Source organism: Asticcacaulis tiandongensis, from assembly GCF_006475605.1.
Taxonomy (GTDB): domain Bacteria; phylum Pseudomonadota; class Alphaproteobacteria; order Caulobacterales; family Caulobacteraceae; genus Asticcacaulis; species Asticcacaulis tiandongensis.
This window is the reverse complement of the sequence record NZ_SSBC01000010.1, coordinates 370,495-396,223: the sequence shown is the minus strand read 5'-3', so window position 1 is coordinate 396,223 and position 25,729 is coordinate 370,495. Positions and strand designations below refer to the sequence as shown.

The 25,729-nt window shown below is 56.2% G+C and carries 22 protein-coding genes and 2 tRNA genes; 4 read left to right on the top strand and 20 right to left on the bottom strand.

All coding sequences use genetic code 11. From position 1 onward, the window contains the following. Positions 1 to 27: 27 nt before the first annotated feature. Positions 28 to 438: a hypothetical protein gene (locus E5201_RS05875; protein WP_140985091.1), complete on the bottom strand. Its 411-nt coding sequence runs from the start codon at positions 436 to 438 to the stop codon at positions 28 to 30. A 213-nt stretch (positions 439 to 651) separates the two neighbouring features. On the opposite strand from E5201_RS05875, the gene phaC reads away from it, so the two are divergent. After that, the gene (phaC, locus tag E5201_RS05870) at positions 652 to 2,769 is read left to right on the top strand and encodes a class I poly(R)-hydroxyalkanoic acid synthase (protein WP_140985090.1); all 2,118 of its coding nucleotides are present in this window, start codon (positions 652 to 654) and stop codon (positions 2,767 to 2,769) included. A gap of 121 nt (positions 2,770 to 2,890) precedes the next feature. On the opposite strand, the gene E5201_RS05865 is transcribed toward phaC, so the two are convergent. The 19 genes from E5201_RS05865 to E5201_RS05775 form a co-directional block, all read right to left on the bottom strand. Then, a complete protein-coding gene (locus E5201_RS05865; protein ID WP_140985089.1) occupies positions 2,891 to 4,555 on the bottom strand; it encodes a ribonuclease J in 1,665 nt (554 codons plus the stop codon). After that, positions 4,552 to 5,331 carry a type III pantothenate kinase gene (locus E5201_RS05860; RefSeq protein ID WP_140985088.1) on the bottom strand — a complete coding sequence of 260 codons (780 nt, stop codon included), beginning with the start codon at positions 5,329 to 5,331 and terminating at the stop codon, positions 4,552 to 4,554. The genes E5201_RS05865 and E5201_RS05860 overlap by 4 nt, the downstream gene beginning before the upstream one ends. Next, on the bottom strand, positions 5,322 to 6,074 hold the full coding sequence (locus E5201_RS05855) for a biotin--[acetyl-CoA-carboxylase] ligase (RefSeq protein ID WP_181404550.1): 753 nt from the start codon (positions 6,072 to 6,074) through the stop codon (positions 5,322 to 5,324). Before E5201_RS05855 ends, E5201_RS05860 begins: the two co-directional genes overlap by 10 nt. 78 nt (positions 6,075 to 6,152) lie before the next feature. Next, positions 6,153 to 7,586, bottom strand: coding sequence for an NADH-quinone oxidoreductase subunit NuoN (nuoN, locus tag E5201_RS05850; RefSeq protein ID WP_140985086.1), 1,434 nt, complete (start codon positions 7,584 to 7,586; stop codon positions 6,153 to 6,155). An 11-nt stretch (positions 7,587 to 7,597) separates the two neighbouring features. After that, positions 7,598 to 9,094, bottom strand: coding sequence for an NADH-quinone oxidoreductase subunit M (locus E5201_RS05845; RefSeq protein ID WP_140985085.1), 1,497 nt, complete (start codon positions 9,092 to 9,094; stop codon positions 7,598 to 7,600). A gap of 18 nt (positions 9,095 to 9,112) precedes the next feature. Then, positions 9,113 to 11,197 (bottom strand): NADH-quinone oxidoreductase subunit L, encoded by a 2,085-nt coding sequence (gene nuoL / locus E5201_RS05840; RefSeq protein WP_140985084.1) that lies wholly within the window; start codon positions 11,195 to 11,197, stop codon positions 9,113 to 9,115. 8 nt (positions 11,198 to 11,205) lie between these two features. Next, positions 11,206 to 11,514, bottom strand: a complete 309-nt coding sequence (nuoK, locus tag E5201_RS05835) for an NADH-quinone oxidoreductase subunit NuoK (protein WP_140985083.1) — start codon at positions 11,512 to 11,514, stop codon at positions 11,206 to 11,208. Further along, on the bottom strand, positions 11,511 to 12,143 hold the full coding sequence (locus E5201_RS05830) for an NADH-quinone oxidoreductase subunit J (RefSeq protein ID WP_140985082.1): 633 nt from the start codon (positions 12,141 to 12,143) through the stop codon (positions 11,511 to 11,513). The genes nuoK and E5201_RS05830 overlap by 4 nt, the downstream gene beginning before the upstream one ends. A 12-nt stretch (positions 12,144 to 12,155) precedes the next feature. Further along, positions 12,156 to 12,647: an NADH-quinone oxidoreductase subunit NuoI gene (gene nuoI, locus E5201_RS05825; RefSeq protein WP_140985081.1), complete on the bottom strand. Its 492-nt coding sequence runs from the start codon at positions 12,645 to 12,647 to the stop codon at positions 12,156 to 12,158. Further along, the gene (gene nuoH, locus E5201_RS05820; protein ID WP_140985080.1) at positions 12,647 to 13,729 is read right to left on the bottom strand and encodes an NADH-quinone oxidoreductase subunit NuoH; all 1,083 of its coding nucleotides are present in this window, start codon (positions 13,727 to 13,729) and stop codon (positions 12,647 to 12,649) included. The genes nuoI and nuoH overlap by 1 nt, the downstream gene beginning before the upstream one ends. Positions 13,730 to 13,733: 4 nt before the next feature. Further along, a complete protein-coding gene (gene nuoG / locus E5201_RS05815) occupies positions 13,734 to 15,791 on the bottom strand; it encodes an NADH-quinone oxidoreductase subunit NuoG (RefSeq protein WP_140985079.1) in 2,058 nt (685 codons plus the stop codon). A 34-nt stretch (positions 15,792 to 15,825) separates the two neighbouring features. After that, positions 15,826 to 16,263 carry a TM2 domain-containing protein gene (locus E5201_RS05810; RefSeq protein WP_140985078.1) on the bottom strand — a complete coding sequence of 146 codons (438 nt, stop codon included), beginning with the start codon at positions 16,261 to 16,263 and terminating at the stop codon, positions 15,826 to 15,828. 10 nt (positions 16,264 to 16,273) lie between these two features. Then, positions 16,274 to 17,593 (bottom strand): NADH-quinone oxidoreductase subunit NuoF, encoded by a 1,320-nt coding sequence (nuoF, locus tag E5201_RS05805; RefSeq protein ID WP_140985077.1) that lies wholly within the window; start codon positions 17,591 to 17,593, stop codon positions 16,274 to 16,276. Continuing rightward, complete coding sequence (gene nuoE, locus E5201_RS05800) at positions 17,593 to 18,258, bottom strand: NADH-quinone oxidoreductase subunit NuoE (RefSeq protein ID WP_140985076.1); 666 nt, start codon at positions 18,256 to 18,258, stop codon at positions 17,593 to 17,595. The genes nuoF and nuoE overlap by 1 nt, the downstream gene beginning before the upstream one ends. A gap of 6 nt (positions 18,259 to 18,264) precedes the next feature. Next, positions 18,265 to 18,645: a hypothetical protein gene (locus tag E5201_RS05795; protein ID WP_140985075.1), complete on the bottom strand. Its 381-nt coding sequence runs from the start codon at positions 18,643 to 18,645 to the stop codon at positions 18,265 to 18,267. After that, positions 18,645 to 19,859: an NADH-quinone oxidoreductase subunit D gene (locus E5201_RS05790; RefSeq protein WP_140985074.1), complete on the bottom strand. Its 1,215-nt coding sequence runs from the start codon at positions 19,857 to 19,859 to the stop codon at positions 18,645 to 18,647. Before E5201_RS05790 ends, E5201_RS05795 begins: the two co-directional genes overlap by 1 nt. A gap of 81 nt (positions 19,860 to 19,940) precedes the next feature. Further along, complete coding sequence (locus E5201_RS05785) at positions 19,941 to 20,546, bottom strand: NADH-quinone oxidoreductase subunit C (protein WP_140985073.1); 606 nt, start codon at positions 20,544 to 20,546, stop codon at positions 19,941 to 19,943. Positions 20,547 to 20,555: 9 nt separating this feature from the next. Beyond that, a complete protein-coding gene (locus E5201_RS05780; protein ID WP_140985072.1) occupies positions 20,556 to 21,131 on the bottom strand; it encodes a NuoB/complex I 20 kDa subunit family protein in 576 nt (191 codons plus the stop codon). Beyond that, positions 21,122 to 21,499, bottom strand: a complete 378-nt coding sequence (locus E5201_RS05775; protein WP_140985071.1) for an NADH-quinone oxidoreductase subunit A — start codon at positions 21,497 to 21,499, stop codon at positions 21,122 to 21,124. Before E5201_RS05775 ends, E5201_RS05780 begins: the two co-directional genes overlap by 10 nt. 360 nt (positions 21,500 to 21,859) lie before the next feature. On the opposite strand from E5201_RS05775, the gene E5201_RS05770 reads away from it, so the two are divergent. From E5201_RS05770 to E5201_RS05760, 3 genes are all read left to right on the top strand, one after another. Beyond that, positions 21,860 to 21,936: transfer RNA gene (locus tag E5201_RS05770), tRNA-Asp, on the top strand. A 54-nt stretch (positions 21,937 to 21,990) separates the two neighbouring features. Further along, a tRNA-Asp gene (locus E5201_RS05765) sits at positions 21,991 to 22,067 on the top strand. A gap of 278 nt (positions 22,068 to 22,345) precedes the next feature. After that, the gene (locus tag E5201_RS05760) at positions 22,346 to 25,654 is read left to right on the top strand and encodes an autotransporter family protein (protein WP_140985070.1); all 3,309 of its coding nucleotides are present in this window, start codon (positions 22,346 to 22,348) and stop codon (positions 25,652 to 25,654) included. The last annotated feature ends 75 nt before the right edge of the window (positions 25,655 to 25,729 follow it).

Here is a 25,729-nt window from a genome sequence, read left to right as displayed (position 1 = left end):
TTTCTACCCGTTTTTTTATTATGTGGATCAGTCAATCAACGGCGGCGGCACGGCACGCGCGGCCTGTTCGGCTGCGAAGCGATTGGCCGCGTCACGTATATTCTGCGTGACAGGCTTGCTGAGTTCGGGATCAAGCCGGGCAATCGTACTCAGCGAAAAGCTGTCCGGATCATGGCGATCCCACTCAATGGCCGCCACCTGCGCCAGTAACTGACGCTCGCGCGCATAGATATCGCTCACTTGCGCCCTGATCACGGTGGTGCTGGGGACGTTTTGCGGCAGGGGCGGAAATTCCGACCATCGCGGATAGCCCTGTGCACCCGGGTTCCCACCTTGGGCCATTACCGGCGCAGCCAACACGCCAGCCGCCATCAGGCCAAGCGCCAGACACGATATTTTCGGCCGGTTTCCGGCACGTTGTAAAACCTCACGGGTCATAGAGAACCCTCCTGATGATTTACTCAAAAGCAAAAAAGCGCCTCGATGAACAGTCATAAAGTGCGCCGTGCGGCATTTAAATGGCTTTGCACTGAAATGCGTTCACATTTGTGACCACAGACCGACATGAATTGATTACCCGAAGCGCGTTTAATGTCGCCGCCCGCCCCTCAATTGGTCTAAACAAAGATACGCGATTCACAGGAGACCGTCATGCCGAGCCCCCGCCGTCCACGCCCCTCAGCCCAAAAGACCGTATCCGCACCTGAAAAAACACAGACCGAGCCGTCGGCAAAGGCTGCGGCAAAAGCAAAACCGGCGCCTAAAAAAGCCGCTGTCAAAAAAGCGCTCCCTGAGAATACGGCGCCCGTTAAAAGCGCCCCCGTTAAAAGTTCCGGGGCAAAACCAGCACCGAAAAAAAACACAAAGCCAAAGCCTGAGCCTAAAGCACCTGAGCTTGAAACGCCTGTGTCACCGCCGCCTGCCGATAAACCGCCTCATGAACAGACAGGCCGCGAAAAGCCAGAGGCGGCGGCATCCGCAAGCCCGTTCGATACTGAAATGTTCCGGCGGCTTGAGGACATTTCGGTCAATATCACCAAGGCGGCCCTGACGGCGCAAACCGCCCTCGCCCAGGCAGCCGTAAAGGCGCAGGACCTCAATCAGGCAGGCAATGCGGTCGATCCGATGCAGGTCGGCCCTGCCATGACCAATGTCATGACCTCTCTGGCCTCGAGACCGGAAAAAATCGTCGAAGCGCAGGCTGACCTGCTGAACGGCTATATGTCGCTGTGGTCGGACGTCACCCGCCGCACCCTAAGCGGTGAAACAGCCGCTGACGGCACCACTCAGAAAAAAGACAAGCGCTTTGCCGACCCGATGTGGGAGCAGAACATCGTCTTTGACATGATGCGTCAGTCCTATCTCTTGTCGTCAAACTGGATCAACGGCCTCGTCTCAAGCGTCGATGACATTGACCCGCTTGAAAAACGGCGTGCCGAGTTCTTCACCAAGCTGGTGACCGACGCCTTTTCGCCGTCTAATTTCCTGATGTCCAATCCGGCGGCTTTGCAAACCCTTATGGAAACCAATGGCGAGAGCCTTGTCAAAGGCATGCAGAAATTCGCCGACGATCTGGCACGCGGCAATGGCAAGCTGAAGATTTCACAGGCCGATTATGAGCATTTCGAGGTTGGTAAGAATGTCGCCACCTCCGAAGGCAAGGTCATCTGGCGCGGGCCTCTGTTTGAACTGATCCAGTACAACCCCACCACGGAGACAGTGCGGGAAATACCGATTCTCATCTTCCCGCCGTGGATCAACAAATTCTATATACTTGACCTTCAGCCTAAAAATTCACTGATCAAATGGCTGACGGATCAGGGCTTTACCGTCTTCATTACCTCATGGATCAATCCGGACGCTTCCCTGAAGGACACCACTTTTGAGGATTATATGTTCGGCGGCATCTATCAGGCCGCCCACAAGGTAAAGGAACAGACCGGCGCCAATAGCGTCCACGCCGTCGGCTACTGTATCGGCGGAACCCTTCTGGGCGTCGCGCTGGCCCACATGGCGGCCAAGGGCGACACAAGCATCAGCTCAGCGACCTTTTTCACCGCCCAGCATGATTTCTCCGAGGCCGGAGATCTTCTGCTGTTCACCAATGAGACATGGTTGAAAGAACTTGAGCGCCAGATGGATGCGGCAGGCGGCGTCCTGCCCGGTGCCGCCATGGCCGATACCTTCAATGCCCTGCGCGCCAATGATCTGGTGTGGTCGTTCTTTGTCAACAACTACCTGCTGGGCAAGGATCTGACGGCGTTCGACCTTCTGTGCTGGAATGCCGACCAGACGCGTATGCCCAAGGCCCTGCACATGTATTATTTGCGCAAGTTCTACAATGAAAATGCGCTGTCACAGGGGCTTATGAAGCTGGCAGGCGTCGATATCGACCTGAAAAACGTCACCATCCCCATTTTTGAGCAGGCAGGTCGTGAAGACCATATCGCGCCGCCGGTATCGGTGTTCAAAAGTTCACGCCTGTTCGGCGGGCCGGTTAAGTTCGTGCTCGCCGGTTCCGGTCATATCGCCGGCGTGGTCAACCCGCCTGCCGCCCAGAAATACATGCACTGGGTCAATGACGAACCGGCGGAAACCTTTGGCGAATGGCTGGAAAAGGCCGTCGAACATAAGGGGTCATGGTGGCCGCTTTGGGCCAAATGGCTGCATGAACGCACCGGAAAGCTGATCCCGGCCCGCGATCCCTCCAAGGGCAAGCTCAAGCCAATCGAAGACGCCCCGGGCAGCTATGTACGTGTAAAAAGCTAGGCAGGGCCTCAGGCCCTGCACCCATATGAGCCGAGCCAGAGCCCCCTTTCCATTGCGATGGAAAGGGTCACTTACCTCAGGTGTGACGGGTGCAGGGTCCGCGACCCTGCCCCTGCCCTGCTTAGAGCCTTAAGATAATCGTTTCCACGATCGGACGACGACCCCAGATATTCTGAGCTGCCTTCTTCAAAACGCGGGCCACGGTAATTTCTACCGTTTCATCGTCTTCACGCTCTTCGCGCGACAACTTGGTGATCGCCTTTTCCACCAGATCGCACATCATCTCCAGTTGATCCGAAATGGTGTCATCATTCTCAAAGGCCAGCCCCAGACCGCGCACATCCACATAGGACGCCAGCTGGTTTTTGGCATTAAGCGCGAACGAGACAAACAGCATACCATTATGTGCCGCATGACGGCGCTCACGCAGGGCATCAGAGGCTTCGGATACAAGCACCCCCCCATCAACGAACAAACGGCCCGCAGGCACTTCGTCGATGATCTCAGGTTTGCCCGGAGCCAGACGCACCATGTCACCGTTGCGCGGCGTCACCTGCTCGGGCACACCGATTTCGGCGGCCAAACTGGCGTGCTTTTGTAAGTGGCGACGTTCGCCATGGGTGGGCACAGCAATTTTCGGCCGCGCCCAGCCGTACATCTCGATGAGTTCCTCACGGCACGGATGGCCTGAGACGTGAATACCCGGATGATCCTTTTCGGTGTGGATTTCGACCCCAAGATCAGACAAACGGTTCTGAAGCGAACGGATACCGATCTCGTTGCCCGGAATAACGCGCGAGGAGAACACGCAGGCGTCACCCTCTTTCAGCTTCACCTGCGGATGGTTGCCATCGGCAATACGCGACAGAGCCGCACGCGGCTCGCCCTGCGATCCCGTACACAGATAAAGCACTTCATTGTCTTTCATCCGCGCCGCTTCGCCTTCGGTGACGAACTCATTAATACCGGCCATAAGCCCGACCGACTTCGCCGCTGCCGCCATACGGTGCATGGAACGCCCAACCAGACAAACCGAACGGCCACAGGCTTCGGCGGCACGGATCACGCTATCCATCCGCGCCACGTTTGACGCAAAACAGGCCACCGCCACACGCTTTTTCAGCGTCCGGATCAGCTTTTCCAGTTCCACCTTCACATCGGCTTCGGAACCGGCACGGCCTTCGACAAAGACATTGGTCGAATCGCAGACCATAGCCAGCACGCCCTCGTCCCCCAGCGCCGTAATGGTGCTGATGTCCGTAGGTTTGCCTGTGATAGGATCGGGATCGATCTTCCAGTCACCGGTATGCAGGATCGTCCCCAGTGGGGTCTTGATCGCCAGTCCGTTCGGCTCAGGAATCGAATGGGTAATCGTCACATAGTCGATGCCGAATGGCCCCAGATCGACATGCCCACCCAGCGGTACTTCGGTCAGTTTGAAATCATCCACACCCGCTTCACGCAGCTTTTCACGGATCAGGAAGGCGGTAAACGGCGTGGCATAGAGGGGGGCCTTAACCTTGTCCCACAACCAGCCGAGCGCCCCGATATGGTCTTCGTGCGCATGGGTCAGGATGATCCCGAGAATTTCCTCGCCCTCAAGGAATTTCGGATCGGGCACGATGACCTCAATGCCCGGCGTCGTCAGATCACCAAAGGTCACGCCGACATCGACGATGATCCATTTACGGTCATGCTCCGGCCCGAACCCGTAAAGGTTCAGGTTCATGCCGATTTCATTCGATCCACCCAGCGGCAGAAACACCAGTTCGTTGTTATTTTTCATCTTTTGTTGTGTTCAATCGTACGTTTATAGATTTCAAGAAGACCCTTAAGGGTCAGGTCAGGATCAAAGTGATCAATTTTTGTGGTTGCGCCTTCAAACAGTGAGGCCACGCCTCCCGTTGCCACAACCGTCATGGACTGGCCGTATTCGGCCTTTATATGGTCAATCAGATATTCAATCAGGCCGACATAGCCCCAATAGATACCTGACTGCATGGCAGACACCGTGTCCTTACCAATATAGTGTACCGGTTTCTCAATTGCTATGCGCGGCAGCTTGGCCGCCGCCTGATGCAGGGCCTGCACCGACAAATTGATCCCCGGAGATATGGCGGTCCCCTCAAGCGCTCCATCCGCCGCCACAACATCAAAGGTCGTCGCCGTACCCGAATCGATGACAATCAGCGGCCCGCCATGTTCGATAAAGGCCCCGATGGTGTTCACAAGCCGGTCAGCACCCGCCTCAGAGGGCTTATCAATACGCACCTCAATCCCAAGGTGGGTATTGTCACCCACAACATAGGGCGTAATCTGGAAATAGCGTTGCGCCAGCTTGCGCAAATTAAACAGGGACTGCGGCACAACTGACGAAATAATACAGGCATCAATCCCGCTGAAATCCATGCCACGCATCTGTAACAACTGATGCAGCCAGACCGCATATTCATCGGCCGTGCGCGTAGATTCGGTCGCCGCGCGCCATTGCGCCACCCAGTGCGCGCCGTCATGTACGGCAAACAGCGTATTGGTATTGCCCTGTTCAATCGCTAAGAGCATGAAACCTCCTGATAACGCACTGTCCCCGAAGATACCGCCTGAGTGACACCTGATTCGGTCTCTATAAGCAAAGCCCCATCCCCGTTGAGACCCGCCATCCGTCCCGTAATAAGGCCCTCATCGGCGATGCACTTCTGGTCACGGCCATAGGCCACAGCGAACCATTCTTTGGCCATATCGCCAAAGTCCCCCGCCTGCCATTGCGCGAAACGGATTTGAAAGTGATGACTCAGGCGCATCATCAGAAAATCAGCGCTCACATCTGCCTGAGCGATATCATTGAGCGCAGCCGTGCCATAGGCCTCAAGCTTCGGAGCCGATGTCACATTCACACCGATCCCGACCACGACCCCCGTCCGACCCGTCTCCAGAGGCGCACTCTGAACCAGTATGCCACAGAGCTTATGCCCGTCATAAAGCACATCATTGGGCCATTTGATGCGTAACCGGGCGGCCTCACGCACCAGAGGCCGCAGCACATCATGCACGCTTAAGGCCGCAACAAAGGCCAGTTGCGGCATGTGCCGTAAATCCAGTTCAATCGCCTGATACCATGAGGCGAACAGATTGCCCTCCAGACTTTGCCAGACAGGCCCCTTGCGGCCCAATCCGGCCGTCTGCGTACGCGCCTGTATCCAGCGCGGGCCATAATCCCCCGTCCTCAGACGTGACAAGGCTTCGGTCTGAGTGGACTCAAGACGGTCAAATACCTCTATGGGCACAATGGCTGGATGATCGACCAACCGACCTCCGTAAAAGAAGCAACGGGGAAAGCGCTGAAGCACCCTCCCCGTTATACTCAGGTTAAATTAACTCAACGCTCAATTCAGTCCGAAACTTTTGATCGCGTTTTCCGCCAGCGGATAGAGCCAGATCAGGGCAAAGGCTGACAGCGGGAAGGCAAAAGCGGCACTGGCATACAAAATCCATTTTGTCGCTGCCGGTGCGGCGTCGATCTCTTCGGCCCCGCCATCAAACCACATCAGCTTGATGATGCGCAGATAGTAGAAGGCCGCAACAACCGAAGCCACCAGACCAATGGCTGCAAACACCCAGTGACCGGCTTCGATGGCTGCCCCAAAGACGAATACCTTGGCCCAGAAGCCTGAGAAGGGCGGCATGCCCAGAACCGACAAACACAAAAGCGTAATGGCGATAGTGATCGGCATGCTGACCTTCGACAGGCCCGCCAGCTGATCGATCCTTGTCAGCGGAACACCCTTACGGCTCAGGGCCATCTGCGCCGAGAACAGGCCGGTCGTGTCGATGGTGTAAAGCACCATGAACAGCAACAGAGCCTGAACGCCATAGCCTGTACCTGCCGCCAGAGCCAGCAGCGCATAGCCCATATTGGCAATCGACGAATAGGCCAGCAGACGCTTAATGTCTTTCTGCATCAGACCACCCAGCGCGCCCACAAGGAACGAGAGTGTCGCCAGCAGCAGGATAACCTGTGACCACTGGCTGTACAGATCGGCAAATGTATCGGTCAGGACACGGGCAAACAGCACCAGTGCGGCAAACTTCGGCACACCGGCAAAGAAGGCCACAACCGGTGTCGGCGCCCCTTCATAAACGTCCGGCGTCCACATATGGAACGGGGCCGCCGAAATCTTGAAAGCCAGACCGGAGATCAGGAAGACGAGACCGAAAATAACGCCAACTTCGGTATTGACCTTCAGCGCCTCAGCAATGGCTTCAAAGTTCATCGAACCGGTGAAGCCATAGATCAGCGATGCGCCATAAAGCAGCAGACCCGACGCCAGTGACCCAAGCACAAAATACTTCAGACCGGCTTCAGACCCCTTGGGGTCGTCACGACGGAAGGCCGCAAGGATATAGGCCGACAGGGACTGAAGCTCGAGGCCGACATAAAGGGCAATCAGATCCCCCGCCGACACCATCATGCTCATGCCGAGCGTCGCCAGCAGGATCAGGATGGGGAACTCGAACTTGGTCTGGTTCAGGCGGTCAAAATACCCCTTGCTCAGAACAATAATGGCAACCGCCACAATATAGATGAACACCTTGGCATAGACGGCCACGCCATCGGAAATGAACGAGCCGGAAAAGCCCGAACCGTGGCTGCCGAAAGCCGCCGCGAATGCCGCAGCAATCAGGGCCGCACCCGACAGGGCATTGACCGTAAAGGCCGACTTGTTACCGCGCAATGCGCCGTAAACCACTATGCCCAGAACCGATATCGCAAGGATCAGTTCAGGAAGGGCCAGATTAAGGGAGGCAGATAAATCCATTAAGGCCGCTCCTATCCGCCGATCAGTGTCTGATATTGCGCAACAAGCGCATCAACACTGGCGGTGGTAAAGTCAAAGACAAAGGCCGGATAGACACCCAGCGCAATCGTACCGACAATCAGCGGTACAAAGATGAGAATTTCCCGCGCCGTCAGATCAGGATGACCTTTAAGCGCCTCGTTGGTCACTTCGCCGTACATGACGCGCTTATAGAGCGTCAGGGCATACATGGCCGACAGGATTACACCGGTCGCGGCGACAAAGGCCGCCCAGGTCGACACCTGATACAGGCCGGTCATGGTCAGGATTTCCCCGACAAAACCGGACGTACCGGGCAGACCGACATTGGCCATGGTGAACAGCAGGAAAACAAAAGCAAAGTGCGGCAAAAGCTTCGTCAAACCGCCATAGAAGACGATCTCACGCGTATGCCAGCGGTCATAAACCACACCCACACAGAGGAACAGCGCACCTGAAATCAAGCCGTGGCTGATCATCTGATAAACCGCGCCCTGCACACCTTCCTGATTGCCGGCAAAGATACCCATGGTCACAAAGCCCATGTGCGCCACAGAGCTATAGGCGATCAGCTTCTTGATATCCGTCTGGCGGAACGCAATCAGCGAGGTCACGACAATGGCAATAACCGAAAGCGTCAGCACGAACGGCGTGAACATTTCCGACGCCAGCGGGAACATCGGCAGGTTAAAGCGAATAAAACCATAACCGCCGAGTTTCAGCAAAATACCGGCCAGCATGACCGAGCCCGCGGTCGGGGCCTGAACGTGGGCATCCGGCAACCAGGTATGCACCGGCCACATCGGCATCTTGACGGCAAACGAAGCAAAGAAAGCCAGCCACAGCCACGGCTGCGCCGCTGCCAGAAACTCGTATTGTGCAAGTTCCGGAATGCTTGAGGTACCAGCCACGCCAACCATGTACAGCATGGCCGCCAGCATCAACACCGAGCCCAGAAGCGTATAGAGGAAGAACTTGTAGGACGCATAGATACGGTCCTTGCCGCCCCAGATACCAATGATCAGGAACATCGGCACCAGACCGAATTCAAAGAACATATAGAACAGGAACAGGTCGAGCACGGTGAACACACCGATGACCGCCGTTTGCAGCACCAGAAACGCGATCATATATTCGACCAGACGTTCCTTGATGTTCGTCCATGAGGCCAGAATACACAAAGGCATCAGGAAGGCCGTCAGGGCGACAAACAGAACCGAAATACCGTCAACGCCCATATGGTAGCTGAGGTAAGAGAACCACTGCGCCTTTTCCACGAACTGATAGTCCGTCGTCGTGCGGTCAAACTGCGCCAGCAGGACAATCGTAAGCGCCAGCGTTGCCAGCGTCGTCCACAGGGCAATCCATTTGGCATTGGTGCCGATCACCGCCTCATCGTCTTTACGCGACAGGGCCTTGACCGCCAGTATCACCAGCGCCCCCGCCAGAGGCAGGAAAGTGATCAGACTAAGGAGATTGGGAATAGCCATTGTAAAACCTGAAACTCCTTAGCGTGCCAGAAAGAAGACAACCCAGGTCAGAAGACCGGCGATGCCAAGGAACATGACGAAGGCGTAGTGATAGAGGAAACCGGTCTGTGATTTGACGAGATTCTTAGCCGACTTAAGCGCCGTAGCCGCCACCCCGTTCGGCCCAAGCCCGTCAATGATCTTCACATCCAGAATCTTCCAGAAGAAGTCACCCAGTGCCTTGGAACCCTTAACAAACACAACCTGATACAGCTCATCGAAGTACCACTTGTTGTACAGGAAGCGGTAGAAACCACCCTGTTTTGCGGCCATGGCCTTGGGCACATCCGGACGCATCAGGTAGTAATAGACCGCCCCGAGCGTACCGAGCAATGTGACCACCAGCGGGGCAAACTTGACCCACTTTTCTTCGATATGGTGCGCATCATGCAGCACATGATTATGCGGGCCATGGAAAATGGCATGCCCCCAGAAATCGTGCGCATGATCACCGACAAAGTAAGGTGCGAACACGAAACCGGCAGCCACAGCCCCGACCGACAGGACAAACAGCGGGATCAGCATGACCAGCGGACTTTCATGCGGCGTATGGGCATGGTGCCCGTGCCCGTGATCATCATGCGCATGATCATCGTGCGCATGGTCATCATGATGCGCTACAGCCGCATGCGCATGATCGCCATGAGCCTCATCATGGGAGTGATGATCGTCATGACCGTGTTCCCACTGCTTCTTGCCGTGGAAGGTCATGAAAATCAGACGCCAGCTGTAGAAGGCCGTCAGCAGAGCCGCAACAACACCAATCCAGAAGGCGAACATGCCTTGCGGTGTACCGGCTGCCGCCCATGCGGTTTCGATGATCGTATCCTTCGAGAAGAAGCCGGCAAAGCCGATTTGCGTATAGGGAATCCCCAGACCCGTGATGGCAATCGTACCGATCATCATGACGGCATAGGTCGCGGGCAGATACTTATAAAGCCCGCCCATATTCCGCATGTCCTGCTCATGGTGCATGCCATGGATAACCGAACCGGCCCCAAGGAACAGCAGTGCCTTAAAGAAGGCGTGCGTAAACAGGTGGAACATAGCGGCCTCATAGGCCCCTACGCCAGCGGCAAAGAACATATAGCCGAGTTGCGAACAGGTAGAGAAGGCAATGACGCGCTTGATGTCGTTTTGCGTGAAGCCAATCGAGGCGGCAAAGATCGCGGTGATCGCACCGACATAGGTGACAATCATCTTGGCGACCGGTGCCAGTTCAAACAATGGCGACAACAGACAGACCATATAGACACCGGCGGTCACCATGGTGGCCGCGTGGATCAGCGCCGACACAGGCGTCGGACCTTCCATGGCGTCAGGCAACCAGGTGTGCAGGAAGAACTGCGCCGATTTACCCATGGCCCCGATGAACAACAGGAAGGCGGCCAGATCAAGCGCCGAGAAGTGCCAGCTTAAGAACGCCCAGCTTGTCGCCTCTTTCGAAGCCAGCAGCGGGAACAGTTCAGCAAAGTTGATCGTGCCAAATTGCCAGTAGATAGTCATGATCCCGAGCGCGAAACCGAAGTCACCGACGCGGTTGACGACGAACGCCTTGATGGCCGCGCTTGAGGCAGAATCCTTATGGAACCAGAAACCGATCAGCAGGTAAGACGCCAGCCCCACCCCTTCCCAGCCGAAGAACAGCTGCATGAAGTCAGCGGCGGTCACCAGCATCAGCATGGCGAAGGTAAACAGCGACAGATAGGCAAAGAAACGCGGCTTGGACGGATCTTCGGCCATATAGCCCCAGCTATAAAGGTGCACGAGCGATGATACGCTCGTCACCACGATCAGCATGGTCGCCGACAAAGCGTCTATGCGGATCGACCAGGCCGACTGGAAAGTGCCTATATTAATGAAGTCCAGCAACTTGACCGTGAACGGCTCAAGCCCACCCCATGTATGCTGGGCGAACACATACCACGACAGGGCACAGGACAAGAACAGAAGACCGGTCGTCACACCCTGAGACAGGGTATTGCCGATGCGGCGACCAAACAGGCCCGCAATCAGTGCACCCAGAGCCGGTGCCAGAACCAGTAAAGTAACAAGCGTTTGCATGATGATGCTTACCCTTTCATCATGCTGGCGTCATCGACTTCGATGTCACCGCGATTACGGAAGAAGGTCACAAGGATCGCCAGACCGATAGCCGCTTCGGCAGCCGCGACGGTCAGGACGAACATGGCCATGATCTGCCCCTGCACATTATGCAGGTGCGCCGAGAAGGCCACGAAATTGATATTCACCGCCAGAAGGATCAGTTCGATCGACATCAGGATGATGATGATATTGCGCCGGTTCACGAAGATGCCGAACACCCCGATGGTGAACAGCATGGCCGACACGACCAGATAGTGCGTCAGATCGATGTTCATTTGTTGATGTCCTCAGGGATTTGGATGCCTTCGCCGGATTTGACCGAAACAATTTTCACCGCGTCCTTACGACGGCGTGTGGTTTGTTCGTGAATATCCTGACGCTTGACGTGCGTGCGGTGTTGCAGGGTCAGGACGATCGCACCGATCATCGACACCAGAAGCACCAGACCCGCCGCCTGAAACAGATAGACGTAATCGGTATACAGAACGCGCCCGATGTCCTCGATATTGCTCATCTCAGGGCCATAAACCTTAGGCCCCTTGCCAGCGGCGGCCCCGCGTGTCGCGACCGCATTAACAATGAGCACCAGTTCCACCAGCAGGAAGGTTCCGACCACGCCGCCAATCGGCAGATAGCTGGCGAACCCCTTGCGCAGTTTCACAAAGTCCACATCCAGCATCATGACAACAAAGAGGAACAGCACTGCCACCGCGCCGACATAGACGACGACCAGCAGCATGGCTAGAAACTCGGCGCCCATCAGCACGAACAGACCGGCCGCGTTGAAAAAGGCCAGAATGAGGAACAGAACCGAATGCACCGGATTCTTAGACAGGATGACCATAGCGCCGGAAAACACCGTCACCGTGGCCAGTAAATAAAAGGCTATCGCCAAAACACTCATGATCCGCGCCTCTTACCTGTAGGGGGCATCAAGTTCAAGCGCACGGGCGATTTCGCGTTCCCAGCGATCGCCGTTGGCCAGAAGTCGTTGCTTGTCATAATAAAGTTCTTCGCGCGTGTCGGTGGAGAACTCAAAGTTCGGTCCCTCGACAATCGCATCGACCGGACAGGCTTCCTGACACAGGCCGCAATATATGCACTTCACCATATCGATGTCGTAACGCGTCGTGCGGCGCGAGCCGTCCTCGCGCGGTTCAGCCTCGATGGTGATGGCCTGCGCCGGACAGATGGCTTCACACAGCTTACAGGCGATGCAGCGTTCTTCCCCGTTTGGGTAGCGACGCAGCGCATGCTCACCGCGAAAACGTGGGCTGAGCGGCCCCTTCTCGAACGGATAGTTGATCGTCTTTTTGGGCCTGAACATGTATTTCACCGCAAGGCCCGTGGCCCCGACGAAATCCAGCAACAGAGCGCCTTTGACGGCTTGGGTCAAACGGCCGATCATTAGAAGTCACCTCCGAATACGCGGTAGGCCGCGATCAGAACAACCGCACCCAGCGAGGTCGGCAGGAAGATTTTCCAGCCCAGACGCATCAGCTGATCATAGCGGTAACGCGGAACAATAGCCTTGGCGATGGCGAACATGATGAACCAGAACACAACCTTGAGCACGAACCAACCGAGGCTGATCAGGTTGAACCAGATCGTGCCAGGGGCCACGAAGCTGTCCATCGGAATGGGCGAATGCCAGCCACCGAAGAACAGAAGCGTGATCATGGCGCACATCAGAACGATGTTGGCATATTCGCCGATCATGAACAGAAGATAGGGGGTCGAGGAATATTCAACCTGATAACCGGCCACCAGTTCGGATTCCGCTTCAGGCAGATCGAACGGCGGGCGATTGGTCTCGGCCAGTGCCGAAATATAGAACATGATCATCATACCGAACATGATCGGCAGCTTGATGATCCCGAGGCCCAGCAAACCGCCGCCGCCAAGGAAGTTCCAGTTCCAGAACCCTGCCCCTTGCGCATCAACAATCTCGGTCAGGTTCATCGAACCGGCCAGCAGTACGACCGTGATGATGATGAAGCCGAGAGACACTTCATAAGACACCATCTGAGCCGCAGAACGCAGACCGCCAAGGAACGGATATTTCGAGTTCGACGCCCAGCCACCCATGATGATGCCATAGACACCAAGCGACGAAATCGCGAACAGGTACAGGATACCGACATTGATATCCGAGCCGACCCAGCCCGGTGCGAACGGAATAACCGCCCAGGACATAAAGGCCAGAATAAAGGTCAGCAGCGGTGCCAGCAGGAAGACCGGCTTATCGGCGCCGGCGGGAATGATCACTTCCTTGAACAGGAACTTGAAGAAGTCGGCAAAGGACTGGAAAAGTCCGAACGGGCCAACCACGTTCGGGCCTTTGCGCATCTGCACACCGGCCCAAACCTTGCGGTCGCCCCACAGAAGAAAGGCCAGCGAAACCATGACGCCCATGATCACCGCCAGAGCCTGAAGGCTTGCGAGAATCGTCCAGCCGATCGGGCCTGCCCAGAATGAGGGTTCAGTCATCATCTTACTCCGCAGCCTGAATCAATGGGGCCGCTCTTACGCCCGAACATTCCGCCATCGCCGTAGAGGCGCGGGCAATCGGATTGGTCAGATAGAAGTCGCCAATATTCGACGCCAGAACACCTTCGGCAACATCGCCCTTAGCGCCCAGAGCCTTAATGTCAAATACCTTCGTCGAAGGCTTCACATCTACACGGCCAAAAGTCGGGTGATCGGTAATCAGGGCCTGACGCAGATCGGACAGGCTGTCATACGGCAAGGTCTTACCCAGACGCGCCGACAGGGCACGGAAAATTGACCAGTCTTCCTTGGCCTCGCCCTTTGGGAACACCACGCGCTCGGCAATCTGAACGCGCCCCTCAAGGTTGACATAGATGCCGGTCTTTTCCGTATAGGCGGCACCGGGCAGAATAACATCGGCCACACTGGCCCCCGCATCCCCATGCGTACCGACATAGACGACAAAGCTGTCCTTCAGCTTCGTAGTGTCAATTTCATCGGCCCCGATCAGGACAACGACCTCTAATCCACCATTGACAATTGCGCGTGTATTCAGCCCGCCCTCACCCGGCACAAACCCGAGATCAAGCGCCCCCACACGGGCCGCCGCCTGATGGACAATATTGAAGCCGTTCCAGTCGTCACGCACCACATTGGCCGTCGCCAGAACCTCAGCAGAGATCAGGTTCAGAAGCGCCGCGCCATCTTCACGTGACAGTGGGCCGGAACCGACCAGAACTACCGGATTTTTGGCCTGCGCAAAGCGCTTGCCGAAATCAGATTTCTTAAAGCTCTTCAGGGTCTTGGCATCCGTCCCCAGATGTTCGTACTCATAGGTCAGGTCATAGGCTTCACCGATCACAGCAATATCGACCGCGCCCTTAAGCCATGTTTTGCGAATGCGGGCATTGATCAGCGCCGCTTCGTGACGCAGATTCGTGCCGATCAGCAGAATGGCATCGGCCTGTTCAATACCGGCAATGCCCGTATTGAACAGATAGGTTTCACGCTGTGAACCCGCCGCGCCAAAGGCCTCGCCATACTGACGTGAGTCAATATTGATAATTCCAAGCGACGTGAACAGATCCTTGGCCGCCTTAAGGCTTTCGGCGTCCTGAAGGTCACCGGCAATTACCCCCACCTTGTCCGCAGGCGCAGCCGTCAGTTTCGCCGCCACCGTATCAAGCGCTTCGTCCCAAGACACGGGCGTCAGTTGACCGTTTTTACGCACATAGGGGCGATCCAGACGCTGACGCGCCAGACCATCAACCGCATAGCGTGACTTGTCGGTGATCCACTCTTCGTTGATCTCTTCCTTGAGACGCGGCAGAGCGCGCAGAACCGCCGCCCCGCGGTTATCCACGCGGATATGCGCCCCCAGAGCGTCATGCACGTCAATCGTTTCGGTCTTGGTCAGTTCCCACGGACGGTAGTTAAACGACCAGGGCTTGTGCGTCAGCGCACCGACCGGACACAGATCATTAAGATTACCTGAAAGCTCCGAAGATACGGCCTGCTCCAGATAAGACGTGATCTCAGCGCCTTCACCGCGCGAAATCATACCCATTTCCGTCACACCGGCGACTTCGGTCGAGAATCGCACACAGCGCGTGCACTGAATGCAGCGGGTCATATAGGTCTTGATGGTCGGGCCGAGATACTTTTCTTCAACGGCGCGCTTGTTTTCCGAATAGCGCGAACCGTCACGGCCATAGGCCATGGCCTGATCCTGAAGGTCACACTCACCGCCCTGATCGCAGATCGGGCAATCCAGCGGGTGATTGATCAGCAGAAATTCCATCACGCCTTCGCGGGCCTTTTTGACCATTGGCGTATTGGTGAAAATTTCCTGCCCCTCGGCAGCCGGCAGCGCACAGGAAGCCTGCGGCTTCGGTGGTCCGGGCTTTACTTCCACAAGGCACATGCGGCAGTTACCCGCAATCGACAGGCGCTCATGATAGCAGAAACGGGGGATTTCCTCGCCTGCCAGCTCCGCGACCTGAAGCACGGTCATGCCGGGATCAAATTCGACCTCGACGCCATTTACTTTGGCTATGGGCATGGGCCTTAAACCTCACACTTCGTCATAAGAGGGATCAGAACCATGTCCGTTTTCCCACAACATATTCTTCGTAAAATTTCTGATCCGACTTCACCAGATAGACGATGAACTCGATGAAAGCGATGACACAGACGGCCAGACCGGGCAGAACCAGCAGCCAGCCGATCGTTCCGCACACCAGCATGATTATACCGGCGGTCGTATAGCCGAGGTAGAATTTGTGAACTCCGAACATACCCAGAAAGAAGGCCAGCAAAGCCGCTACGATCTTGTTCTTCTCGCTGCCGGTCTGCAGGATATAGACGCTGCGCCCTACACCGTTATCGCCTTCAAAATCGACCGTGGTACCGGCCGCGACCGAACGCGCCCCGCCCCCCAGATCGCCACGCGTAAAGCTGTAACGGTTACCGTCATCGCCGGAAATCAGGCCCTGAGCGGTATTATCGTCAAAAGATAGAACCTTGCCACGCATACGCCCGCTCCTATTCTGCCGCTATGGAATGACCGGCGAAGTTGGACTTCGTCGAACGATAAAGCGTAATGCGGTCTTCGATCTCGTGACGGAAATGACGGATCAGGCCCTGAATAGGCCAGGCCGCCGCGTCCCCGAGCGCACAGATGGTGTGCCCTTCGACCTGCTTGGTAACCTCAAGCAGCGTATCGATCTCCTTCGGATCGGCATCGCCCTTGACCATGCGCTCCATTACGCGCCACATCCAGCCGGTGCCTTCGCGGCACGGCGTACACTGACCACAGGACTCGTGCTTGTAGAAATAGCTCAGACGGGCAATGGCCTTGATGACGTCAGTGGACTTGTCCATCACGATCACCGCCGCCGTCCCGAGACCGGAACCGAGCGCACGCAGGCTGTCGAAATCCATAGGCAGGTCTTCGCATTGTTCTGCCGTAATCATCGGTACGGACGAGCCGCCCGGAATAACCGCCTTGAGGTTGCCCCAGCCGCCACGAATACCGCCGCAGTGATCATCGATCAGCTTGCGGAATGGGATCGACATGGCCTCTTCGACATTACACGGACGCTCGACGTGACCGGAAATACAGAACAGCTTGGTGCCCGCATTGTTTGGCGCGCCAAAGCTTGTGAACCACTCCGCCCCGCGACGCAGGATCGTGCCAACGACGGCAATCGATTCGACATTGTTCACCGTTGTCGGGCAACCATAAAGACCGGCACCGGCAGGGAAAGGCGGCTTCAGACGCGGCTGGCCTTTTTTGCCCTCAAGCGATTCCAGAAGCGCTGTTTCTTCACCACAGATATAGGCCCCGCCGCCGTGATGGACGAAAACGTCAAAATCCCAGCCGTGGATATTATCTTTACCGATCAGCTTCGCCTCATAGGCCTGCTTGACAGCAGCCTCAAGACGCTCACGCTCATGGACATATTCACCGCGCAGGTAAATATAGGCGGCATGGGCCTGCATGGCAAAAGACGCGATCAGGCAACCTTCGATCAAAAGATGCGGATCATGACGCATGATCTCGCGGTCCTTACATGTGCCGGGTTCGGATTCATCGGCATTGACCACGAGGTAATGCGGGCGATCCTTGACTTCCTTCGGCATGAACGACCACTTGAGACCGGTCGAGAACCCTGCCCCGCCCCGACCGCGCAGGCCGGAGTTTTTCACATTGGTGATGATCCAATCACGGCCAAAGGATAGAATATCCTTGGTAGAATTCCACGCCCCGCGCTGCTTCGCGCCTTCAAGGCCCCAGTCATGGAAACCATAAAGGTTGGTGAAGATACGGTCCTTGTCTTCGAGAATACCCTTGAGTGCCATTACGCCTTCACCTCTGCTTCGGGAGCGTTGGGAATTTTCACCGGCTTGGCCGCCGAACCGTCATAGAGCGACGCCTCAAGCAGGCTCGTCGCGCCCCCCAGAGGCTCAGACGTATGACGACCATTATACGGGCCGGGCTTTGGTTCTTTACCCGCAGCGAAATCATCGATGATCTGAGTCAGGTTTTCCGGCGTCAGGTCTTCGTAATAATAGTCGTTGATCATGGCCATGGGCGCATTGGTGCAGGCCCCCAGACATTCAACTTCCTGCCAGTAGAACTTGCCGTCCGCCGACAATGTGTCCTTCGGCCCGATCTTGTCCTTACAGACCTTCATCAGGGCTTCGGAACCGCGCAACTGACACGGCGTCGTACCACACACCTGAATGAGCGCTGCGGAACCCACCGGTTCCAGCATGAACATCGTATAGAAGGTCGCAACCTCATAGACGCGGATTTGCGGCATATTAAGCAGCTTGGCCACGGCAGTAATTGCAGGTTCTGAAACCCACCCTTCCTGCTTCTGCACCAGCCACAAGGCCGGAATAACCGCCGATTGACGACGGCTTTCAGGATATTTCTTGATCCACCAGTTCACTTTTTCAAGCGTTTCCGGCTTGAATGCGAAGCTTTCCGGTTGGACGGCACTGAGACGGCGAACGGACATCAGGTCTTACTCACCCTTTTGGTCTGAAGGCATTTTATCCGCTTCCCAGCGCTTGTTACGCGCATCCAGAAGGCGGGCAGACGCCGCTTTGGCAACCGGCAGACGACGCGCCACAAGCATGGCTGCCACCGCAATGACCACCGATCCGAGGATCAGCGGTGAATTATCCGGCTGAGGATTATATTCGAGGTAAATACGCACCCCGAAAATGATGATCAGCAACGGCACATATGAGGCAAACACCTCAAGCAGAATATCATTCAGATATCCCTTTGCGCCGCCACCGTGATAGGGCCAGGCCGCCTTGCCGAGGCGGTAGCGCAGGAACACCGCCAGCGCCAGAAACACCGCAACGATGCCTACGGAAAAAAGAATGTTACCTTCCATCAGCGATCCACCTCTCCAAACACGATATCAAGCGAACCGAGGATCGCCGATACGTCAGCCAGCATGTGGCCGCGATTCATCCAGTCCATCGCCTGAAGGTGCGCAAAACCGGGCGCTCTGATCTTGCAGCGATAGGGCTTGTTGGTGCCGTCAGACACCAGATAGACACCGAATTCGCCCTTAGGCGCTTCAACGGCGGCATAGACTTCACCCTCAGGGGTCTTGAAGCCTTCGGTATAGAGCTTGAAGTGATGGATAAGCGCTTCCATCGAATTCTTCATTTCGGCCCGGCGCGGCGGGGTATATTTGTGGTTCTGCGCCAGCACCTCACCATCGGTTACCCGAAGCAAATCAATGACCTGTTCCATTATCTTCAGAGATTCGCGCATTTCTTCGATGCGACAGAGATAACGGCTCCAGCAATCGCCCTTCTGACCGAGAACAATGTCGAAATCCAGTTCGTCATAGCACTCATATGGCTGCGAACGACGCAGATCCCACTCAATGCCGGAACCGCGGATCATGACGCCTGTCATGCCCCAGTCAAAGGCCTCCTGAACACTGACCACACCGATATCAACATTGCGTTGCTTGAAGATGCGGTTCTCAGTCACCAGCGCCTCAAGATCCTTAAGGAACGGCGGGTATTCCTTGCACCATTTTTCGATGTCATCGATCAGTTCAGGCGTAATATCCTGATGTACACCACCGGGGCGGAAATAGTTGGCGTGCAGACGCGCGCCCGACGCACGCTCATAGAACACCATCAGCTTTTCGCGTTCCTCAAAGCCCCACAGCGGCGGCGTCAAAGCGCCCACGTCCATGGCCTGAGTGGTGACGTTCATCAGGTGGTTCAGAACACGACCGATTTCACAGAACAGCACGCGGATAAGCTGACCGCGTCTGGGCACTTCCAGCCCCAGAAGCTTTTCGATCGCCAGACAGAAGGCATGCTCCTGATTCATCGGCGCCACATAGTCGAGGCGGTCGAAATAGGGAATGTTCTGCAAATAGGTGCGATATTCCATCAGCTTTTCGGTGCCGCGATGGAGCAATCCGATATGCGGATCGACGCGCTCGACGATTTCTCCGTCAAGATCAAGCACCAGACGCAAAACCCCGTGCGCAGCCGGATGCTGCGGGCCGAAATTGATCGTGAACTTGCGGTTATCGAAATCCGCCGCTGCCGATCCTTGTCTTACATCATCCGCCATGGGTAAAACCCTTTACTCCGTTTGCCGCCCCCTTATCGGAAGGCGGCGATTTTGCTTTCGTCCCTTGCGGGCCAATACGCCTTACTTCTGCTGCGCCTTCTCGTCGCCGGGCAGCACATACTGCGCCCCTTCCCACGGCGACAGGAAATCGAACTTGCGGTATTCCTGCATCAGCTTCACAGGCTCATAGACCACCCGCTTCTGCTCATCGTCGTAACGCACCTCGACATAGCCGGTCATCGGGAAGTCCTTACGCAGCGGATGTCCCTCGAAACCATAGTCCGTCAGGATGCGACGCAGATCGGGATGTCCTGAAAACAGGATACCGTACATGTCAAAGGCTTCGCGCTCATACCAATCTGCGTTCGGATAGACATCCCGCGCGCTGGCGACCGGAACGGTCTCATCGGTCTCAACCTTGATACGCAGACGAATATTCTGCGTCATCGACAGGAGATGATAGACCACATCAAAGCGACGCTCGCGCTTTGGATAATCCACACCCGTCAGGTCGATCAGTTGCTGAAAATTATAAGGCGAGGCCTTAAGCTTGGTCAGCACTTCAATCAGGCGCTCACGCGCGAAGGTCACCGTAAGCTCACCAAAGGCGAACACCGATTCGATCAAGCCGTCTTTAAAGTCGGCCTTGAGCTTTTCCGCGAGGTTCAGGAGTTTTTCTTCAGACATGCCCTGCTCCTAGCGCCGGATATTGCCGTTACGGCGAATCTTTTTCTGCAATTGCAGAAGACCGTAGATCAGTGCCTCAGCCGAAGGCGGGCAACCGGGCACATAGACATCCACCGGCACCACGCGGTCACAACCGCGCACCACCGAATAGCTGTAGTGATAATAGCCGCCGCCATTGGCGCAGGAGCCCATCGACAGGACATAACGCGGATCAGGCATCTGATCATAGACTTTGCGCAGCGCCGGTGCCATCTTGTTGGTCAGGGTGCCCGCAACGATCATCAGGTCGGACTGACGCGGTGACGCGCGCGGGGCCATACCGAAGCGCTCCATATCATAACGCGGCATCGAAGCCTGCATCATTTCCACAGCACAGCACGCCAGACCAAAGGTCATCCACATCAGCGACCCGGTACGGGCCCAGGTGATGACGTCATCGGCCGAAGCGACCAGAAAACCCTTGTCGTTCAACTCAGCCGAAACGGCCTCGAAAAACTTGTCATGCACGGCGGGATCATAACCCTCAACCGTGCTGCGCCCAGCCTGACCATAGTCCAGACCTTTTGGGGGAACGATTACTCCCATTCGAGCGCTCCTTTATTCCACTCATATATAAAGCCTACGGTCAGAACCCCCAGAAACACCATCATCGACCAGAAGGCGAACTGCATCTCGGCCTGAGGCAGATCGAACATCGATACCGCCCAGGGGAACAGGAACGCCACTTCAAGGTCAAAGATAATAAAGAGGATCGAGACAAGATAAAAACGCACGTCAAACTTCTGACGGGCGCTGTCGAAGGCATTGAAACCACATTCATAGGCCGACAGCTTTTCCGTGTCCGGTGCCTTAGGGGCGATAATCAGCGCCCCGATCAGGAAGGCCAGACCCAGAACAAGGGCGATACCCATAAATATGACGATCGGCAGATAATTAATAAGCAGGGCTTCCATAGGACGTATGAACCTCACCTTGCCGCCGCGTCACCGGTTTTACACTAAAAACACGTCTGCCGGAGCGGATTCGTCAAAACAGCCGCAAATCAGTGCAGCCACAATCGAGTGCCTATTAGACCACCTCGCGCCAAGCTTCAAACCATACAAACAAAGAAATTTACCTAAATGCCCTTTTTATACCAATTTTATTAGCGATTGAAAATCAGTTGCAGATTAAAGGCTTCCATCCACAGCCAAATCGAAAAACCACTGGTTTTATAAACTCAGCGCTTGACACCCCACCTGCTTGCGAACTATCTAGCGCACCTCCTCGGCAGACACCTTCGGGCAAACGCTGAGGCGGTAAAATTCAGGACTGCGGGTGTAGCTCAGTTGGTTAGAGTATCGGCCTGTCACGCCGAGGGTCGCGGGTTCGAGTCCCGTCACTCGCGCCATCCTTAACCGGATGGCTTCGCAGCCTGAATTGAACCATATATAAAAAGTGTGATGCGGGTGTAGCTCAGTTGGTTAGAGTATCGGCCTGTCACGCCGAGGGTCGCGGGTTCGAGTCCCGTCACTCGCGCCATCCTTAACCGGATGGCACCGCATCTCATCACTTTTCCTTTTCTTCCTGAAAATTTGCATAGGCATTCCGGACGGATTGCGTATAAATCACCGGCAACACGTCTTTGCGGGGGAAGATGCCTTTGGGTGTTTCGAGTCTTGGTCACTGAACCGGTTCATAGTTTCCGGCTTGTGACTTAATGACATAGAATAGCCCACATTCCTCCGGAAACATTTCCGCCATCGGACTCAGTGCCTGATCCATTCAAACACAATTTATAACGAGTGAAACAAAAGACCATGCGCAAATCCCACCTGTTCAACGCCACCGCCCTCGGCCTGATCACCGCGTCTGGTCTGATCTTTACCGCGCAGGCTCAGGCGGAAACAACGATTTCGACCGCGCGCACCACGCCTGCGCTGACGGCGACTATCAATTCCGGCAATCCGGATGACATCAAAATCGCCTCGGCAGGCAGCATAGCCCTCGAAAGCGGGACCGCCCTGACGATCAATTCGAATCATAAGGCCGTCATCGAAGGCTCTATTACCATCGCCAAACCGGCTGATAATGCGACCGGTGTACTGATTGACGGTGCCCGCACAACCGGCCTGACCATGAATGGCGGCACCATCAGCATCACCGACGACTATACGGCGACCGACACGGATGACCCCAAGGACGGCCTGATCGACGGTGATTTCGCCAAGGGCACAAACCGTTACGGTATTCGCTCTACCGGCGCTGTCACCGGCGATATCGCGATTAACAACACCACCACAACCACGGCCCGCATCGTTGTCGAAGGCAATCAGTCAGCCGGTATAGCCCTTGAAAACGGCCAGACTGGCAATTTCACCTTCGATGGCAATCTGAGCATCACCGGCACTGATGTCACCGGCATCCGTCTGGCTGGCGACCGTACCGGTAATGTCTATGTCAGCGGTGCGATCACCTCTCAGGGGCCGAACGCGACAGGTCTGGATATTTCCGGCACCCAGACCGGCTCGGTCATTATTGATTCGAGCATCGGCAATTCCGGCTATCGCTATCCTAATGGCGTGAGCACTGACCTGCTTGAAAAGCTCAAGGCCGAGCACAAGCAACAGGGCAAGTCCGCTGTCTCCATCTCCGGTGATGTCACCAAAGGCATCCTGATTGGGGGTGCCGTGGCTGATACGGACGCAGACAAACCCGTCGCCGAGAGAAACAACGATGAAAACGGCAACGGTCTGACCGATTCGACCGAAAGCACTGCGGCGATTGTCCAATACGGCAGCGCGCCAGCTTTCCTGATTGGCTCAGCGACGCAGGACATCACCATCGGTGCCGTGACATATAACTCTAATGCCACCGACCGGTATAAAAACCAGACCTATGGACTGGTCAATCGCGGTTCGATTTCCGCCAACGGCGTCTATAGCGGCATGAGTGCCACAGCCCTGCAGGTCGGCGGCCTCGGTCACACAGTGACGCTCGAAAACGGCATCTACTCCTCCGGCACCCTGAGCGCCGCGTCTCTGGACGCTGATGCGCGTGCTGTCGCCCTGTTGGCAGGCACACAAGCGGATAAATTCATCAACGCCGGAAGCATCACTTCCGGTGCCGGAAGCGCCGAAGGCGCACATTCGGCCTATGGTCTGTCCATTGGTTCGGGCGCACAGGTTCCGGCCATTGAAAACTCAGGCGCTATCACAGCTCAGGCCACGGGCAAAAACATCAAAGCCTATGCCGTGCATATTGGCTCGGGCGGTCAGACCACTTCACTTCTGAACAGCGGTGCCATTGGCGTTCAGGCCACAGGCAAGGATGCTCAGGCCGTGGCTATCTTTGATGGCGCAAATACCCTCACCAGCCTGACCAACACCGGCAGCATCTCTGCGGCTATTTCCGGTGGTGCCGACAGTGACGGTAATGCCCAGACGGCGACCCATCGCCCGATTGCCATCGACACCCGCGGCAATACGGTTGGCCTGACCCTGATCCAGAATGATACTTCGACCACAGAAGCCCCAAAGCCTGCGCCCTTCATTGCCGGCGACGTTCTGCTTGGGGCAGGCAATGACGTCATCACTATCAATGGCGGTTATATGCTGGGGACACTTGATTATGGTGCCGGTCAGAACAGCCTGACCATCGATAAGGGCGGTCGTGTTGGTGGCATCCTGAAAGGCACGGGTACACTTGCGCTTGATATTATCGACGGGCGTCTGGAGCTCGGACGCGGCACAATCGCCAATCTCAGCCAGTTGAACGTCCGCAAAGACGGTGCCCTGCGCTTTAATCTGAACACCGAAACGCCCACTCAGGCCGTGCTGATCTCCAGCGGTGCCGCCACCTTTGAAAATGGCGCAAAGGTAGAACTGGGCTTCGACAAGATCGTCCGCAGCAGCACCCGCTATACCCTCCTCACCGCCTCGAACATTTCGTTCGGCACGGTGAATGTTGAAAACCTCGATCAGTCCCTGCCCTATCTGTACATGGCAAGCCTTTCGACAGACACAGCCAGTACGGCCCTCTATGCCGATGTGCGTGTCCGCACTCAGGCCGAGTCCGGCCTGTCCGCAAGCGAATACGGCGCGTTCGATGCCGTTCTGACGGCGGCTCAGGGCAGCACAGCGGCGACCAATGCCCTTCTGGCCCCCACAACAGAAGCCGCTTTCCTCAAATCCTATATGTCCTTCCTGCCGGACTTCTCGGGTGAAAACATCCTGACGCTGGCCAAGGGTAACGAAGCCCTGAGCCGCACCCTGTTCGCCCAGTCGGTCGTCCCCTCTGCCGGTGAAACCCAGTACTGGCTTCAGGAATATGGCTATGAAATCACGCGCGAGCGTGGCGACAGCGCCGGTTTCGAAGCCCGTGGCTTCAGCTTTGCCGGTGGCGTTGAACGCGGCCTGAGCTCCACACAGGCCGTCGGCCTGTTCCTCGGCTATACCGCCGCCTCTCCGACCGATTCCTTCGCCACCCCCGAAGAAGACCTGAGCGCCACAGACCTGAGCCTCGGCCTTTACTGGCGCGTGGATAACGGCAGCGGCCTCAAGGCCTGGGCACGCGGCGGCGTTGGTCGCGCCAGCTTTGAATCTGAGCGTCATATCCTTGAGACCAACTTTATTGCCAACGGCAAATCAAAGTGGAACGGCGTCTCCTATAACGGCAGCGTCGGCGCCAGCTATGAATTTGGCGCCGGTTTCCTGACGGTCACCCCCTCGGTCAGCGCCGACTACTATGGCCTGAAGGAAGATGCCCATGACGAAACGGGCGGCGGGGCCGCATTTGACCTGTCGGTCGAAGAACGCACCAGCCATCTGTTCAGCGGCACGGCCCTGCTTAATGTCGGACGCGCCAACAAAGACGCCCTGTTCAAGCCTGAGGTCTGGGTAGGCTACCGCAATAACTTCTCGGCCGAACTGGCCGACACGGTCGCCAGCTTCGAAGGTGGCAACCCCTTCACCCTCACCGGCGGTGAGGTCGAAGGTGGCGGGCCGGTCGCGGGTGTGCGCATTGCCGCCAGCAACCAATACAGCTACTTCGGCATCGAAGCCGAATATGAAAAACAGGATGCCTACGAGAACAAGTCTCTGGCCATCCGCGTGCGCTTCCAGTTCTGATAAGCGCAACGATCAAAATAAAAAAAACCGCCAGTTATCTGACTGGCGGTTTTTTTATGCGTCCCTGCCTCAGGC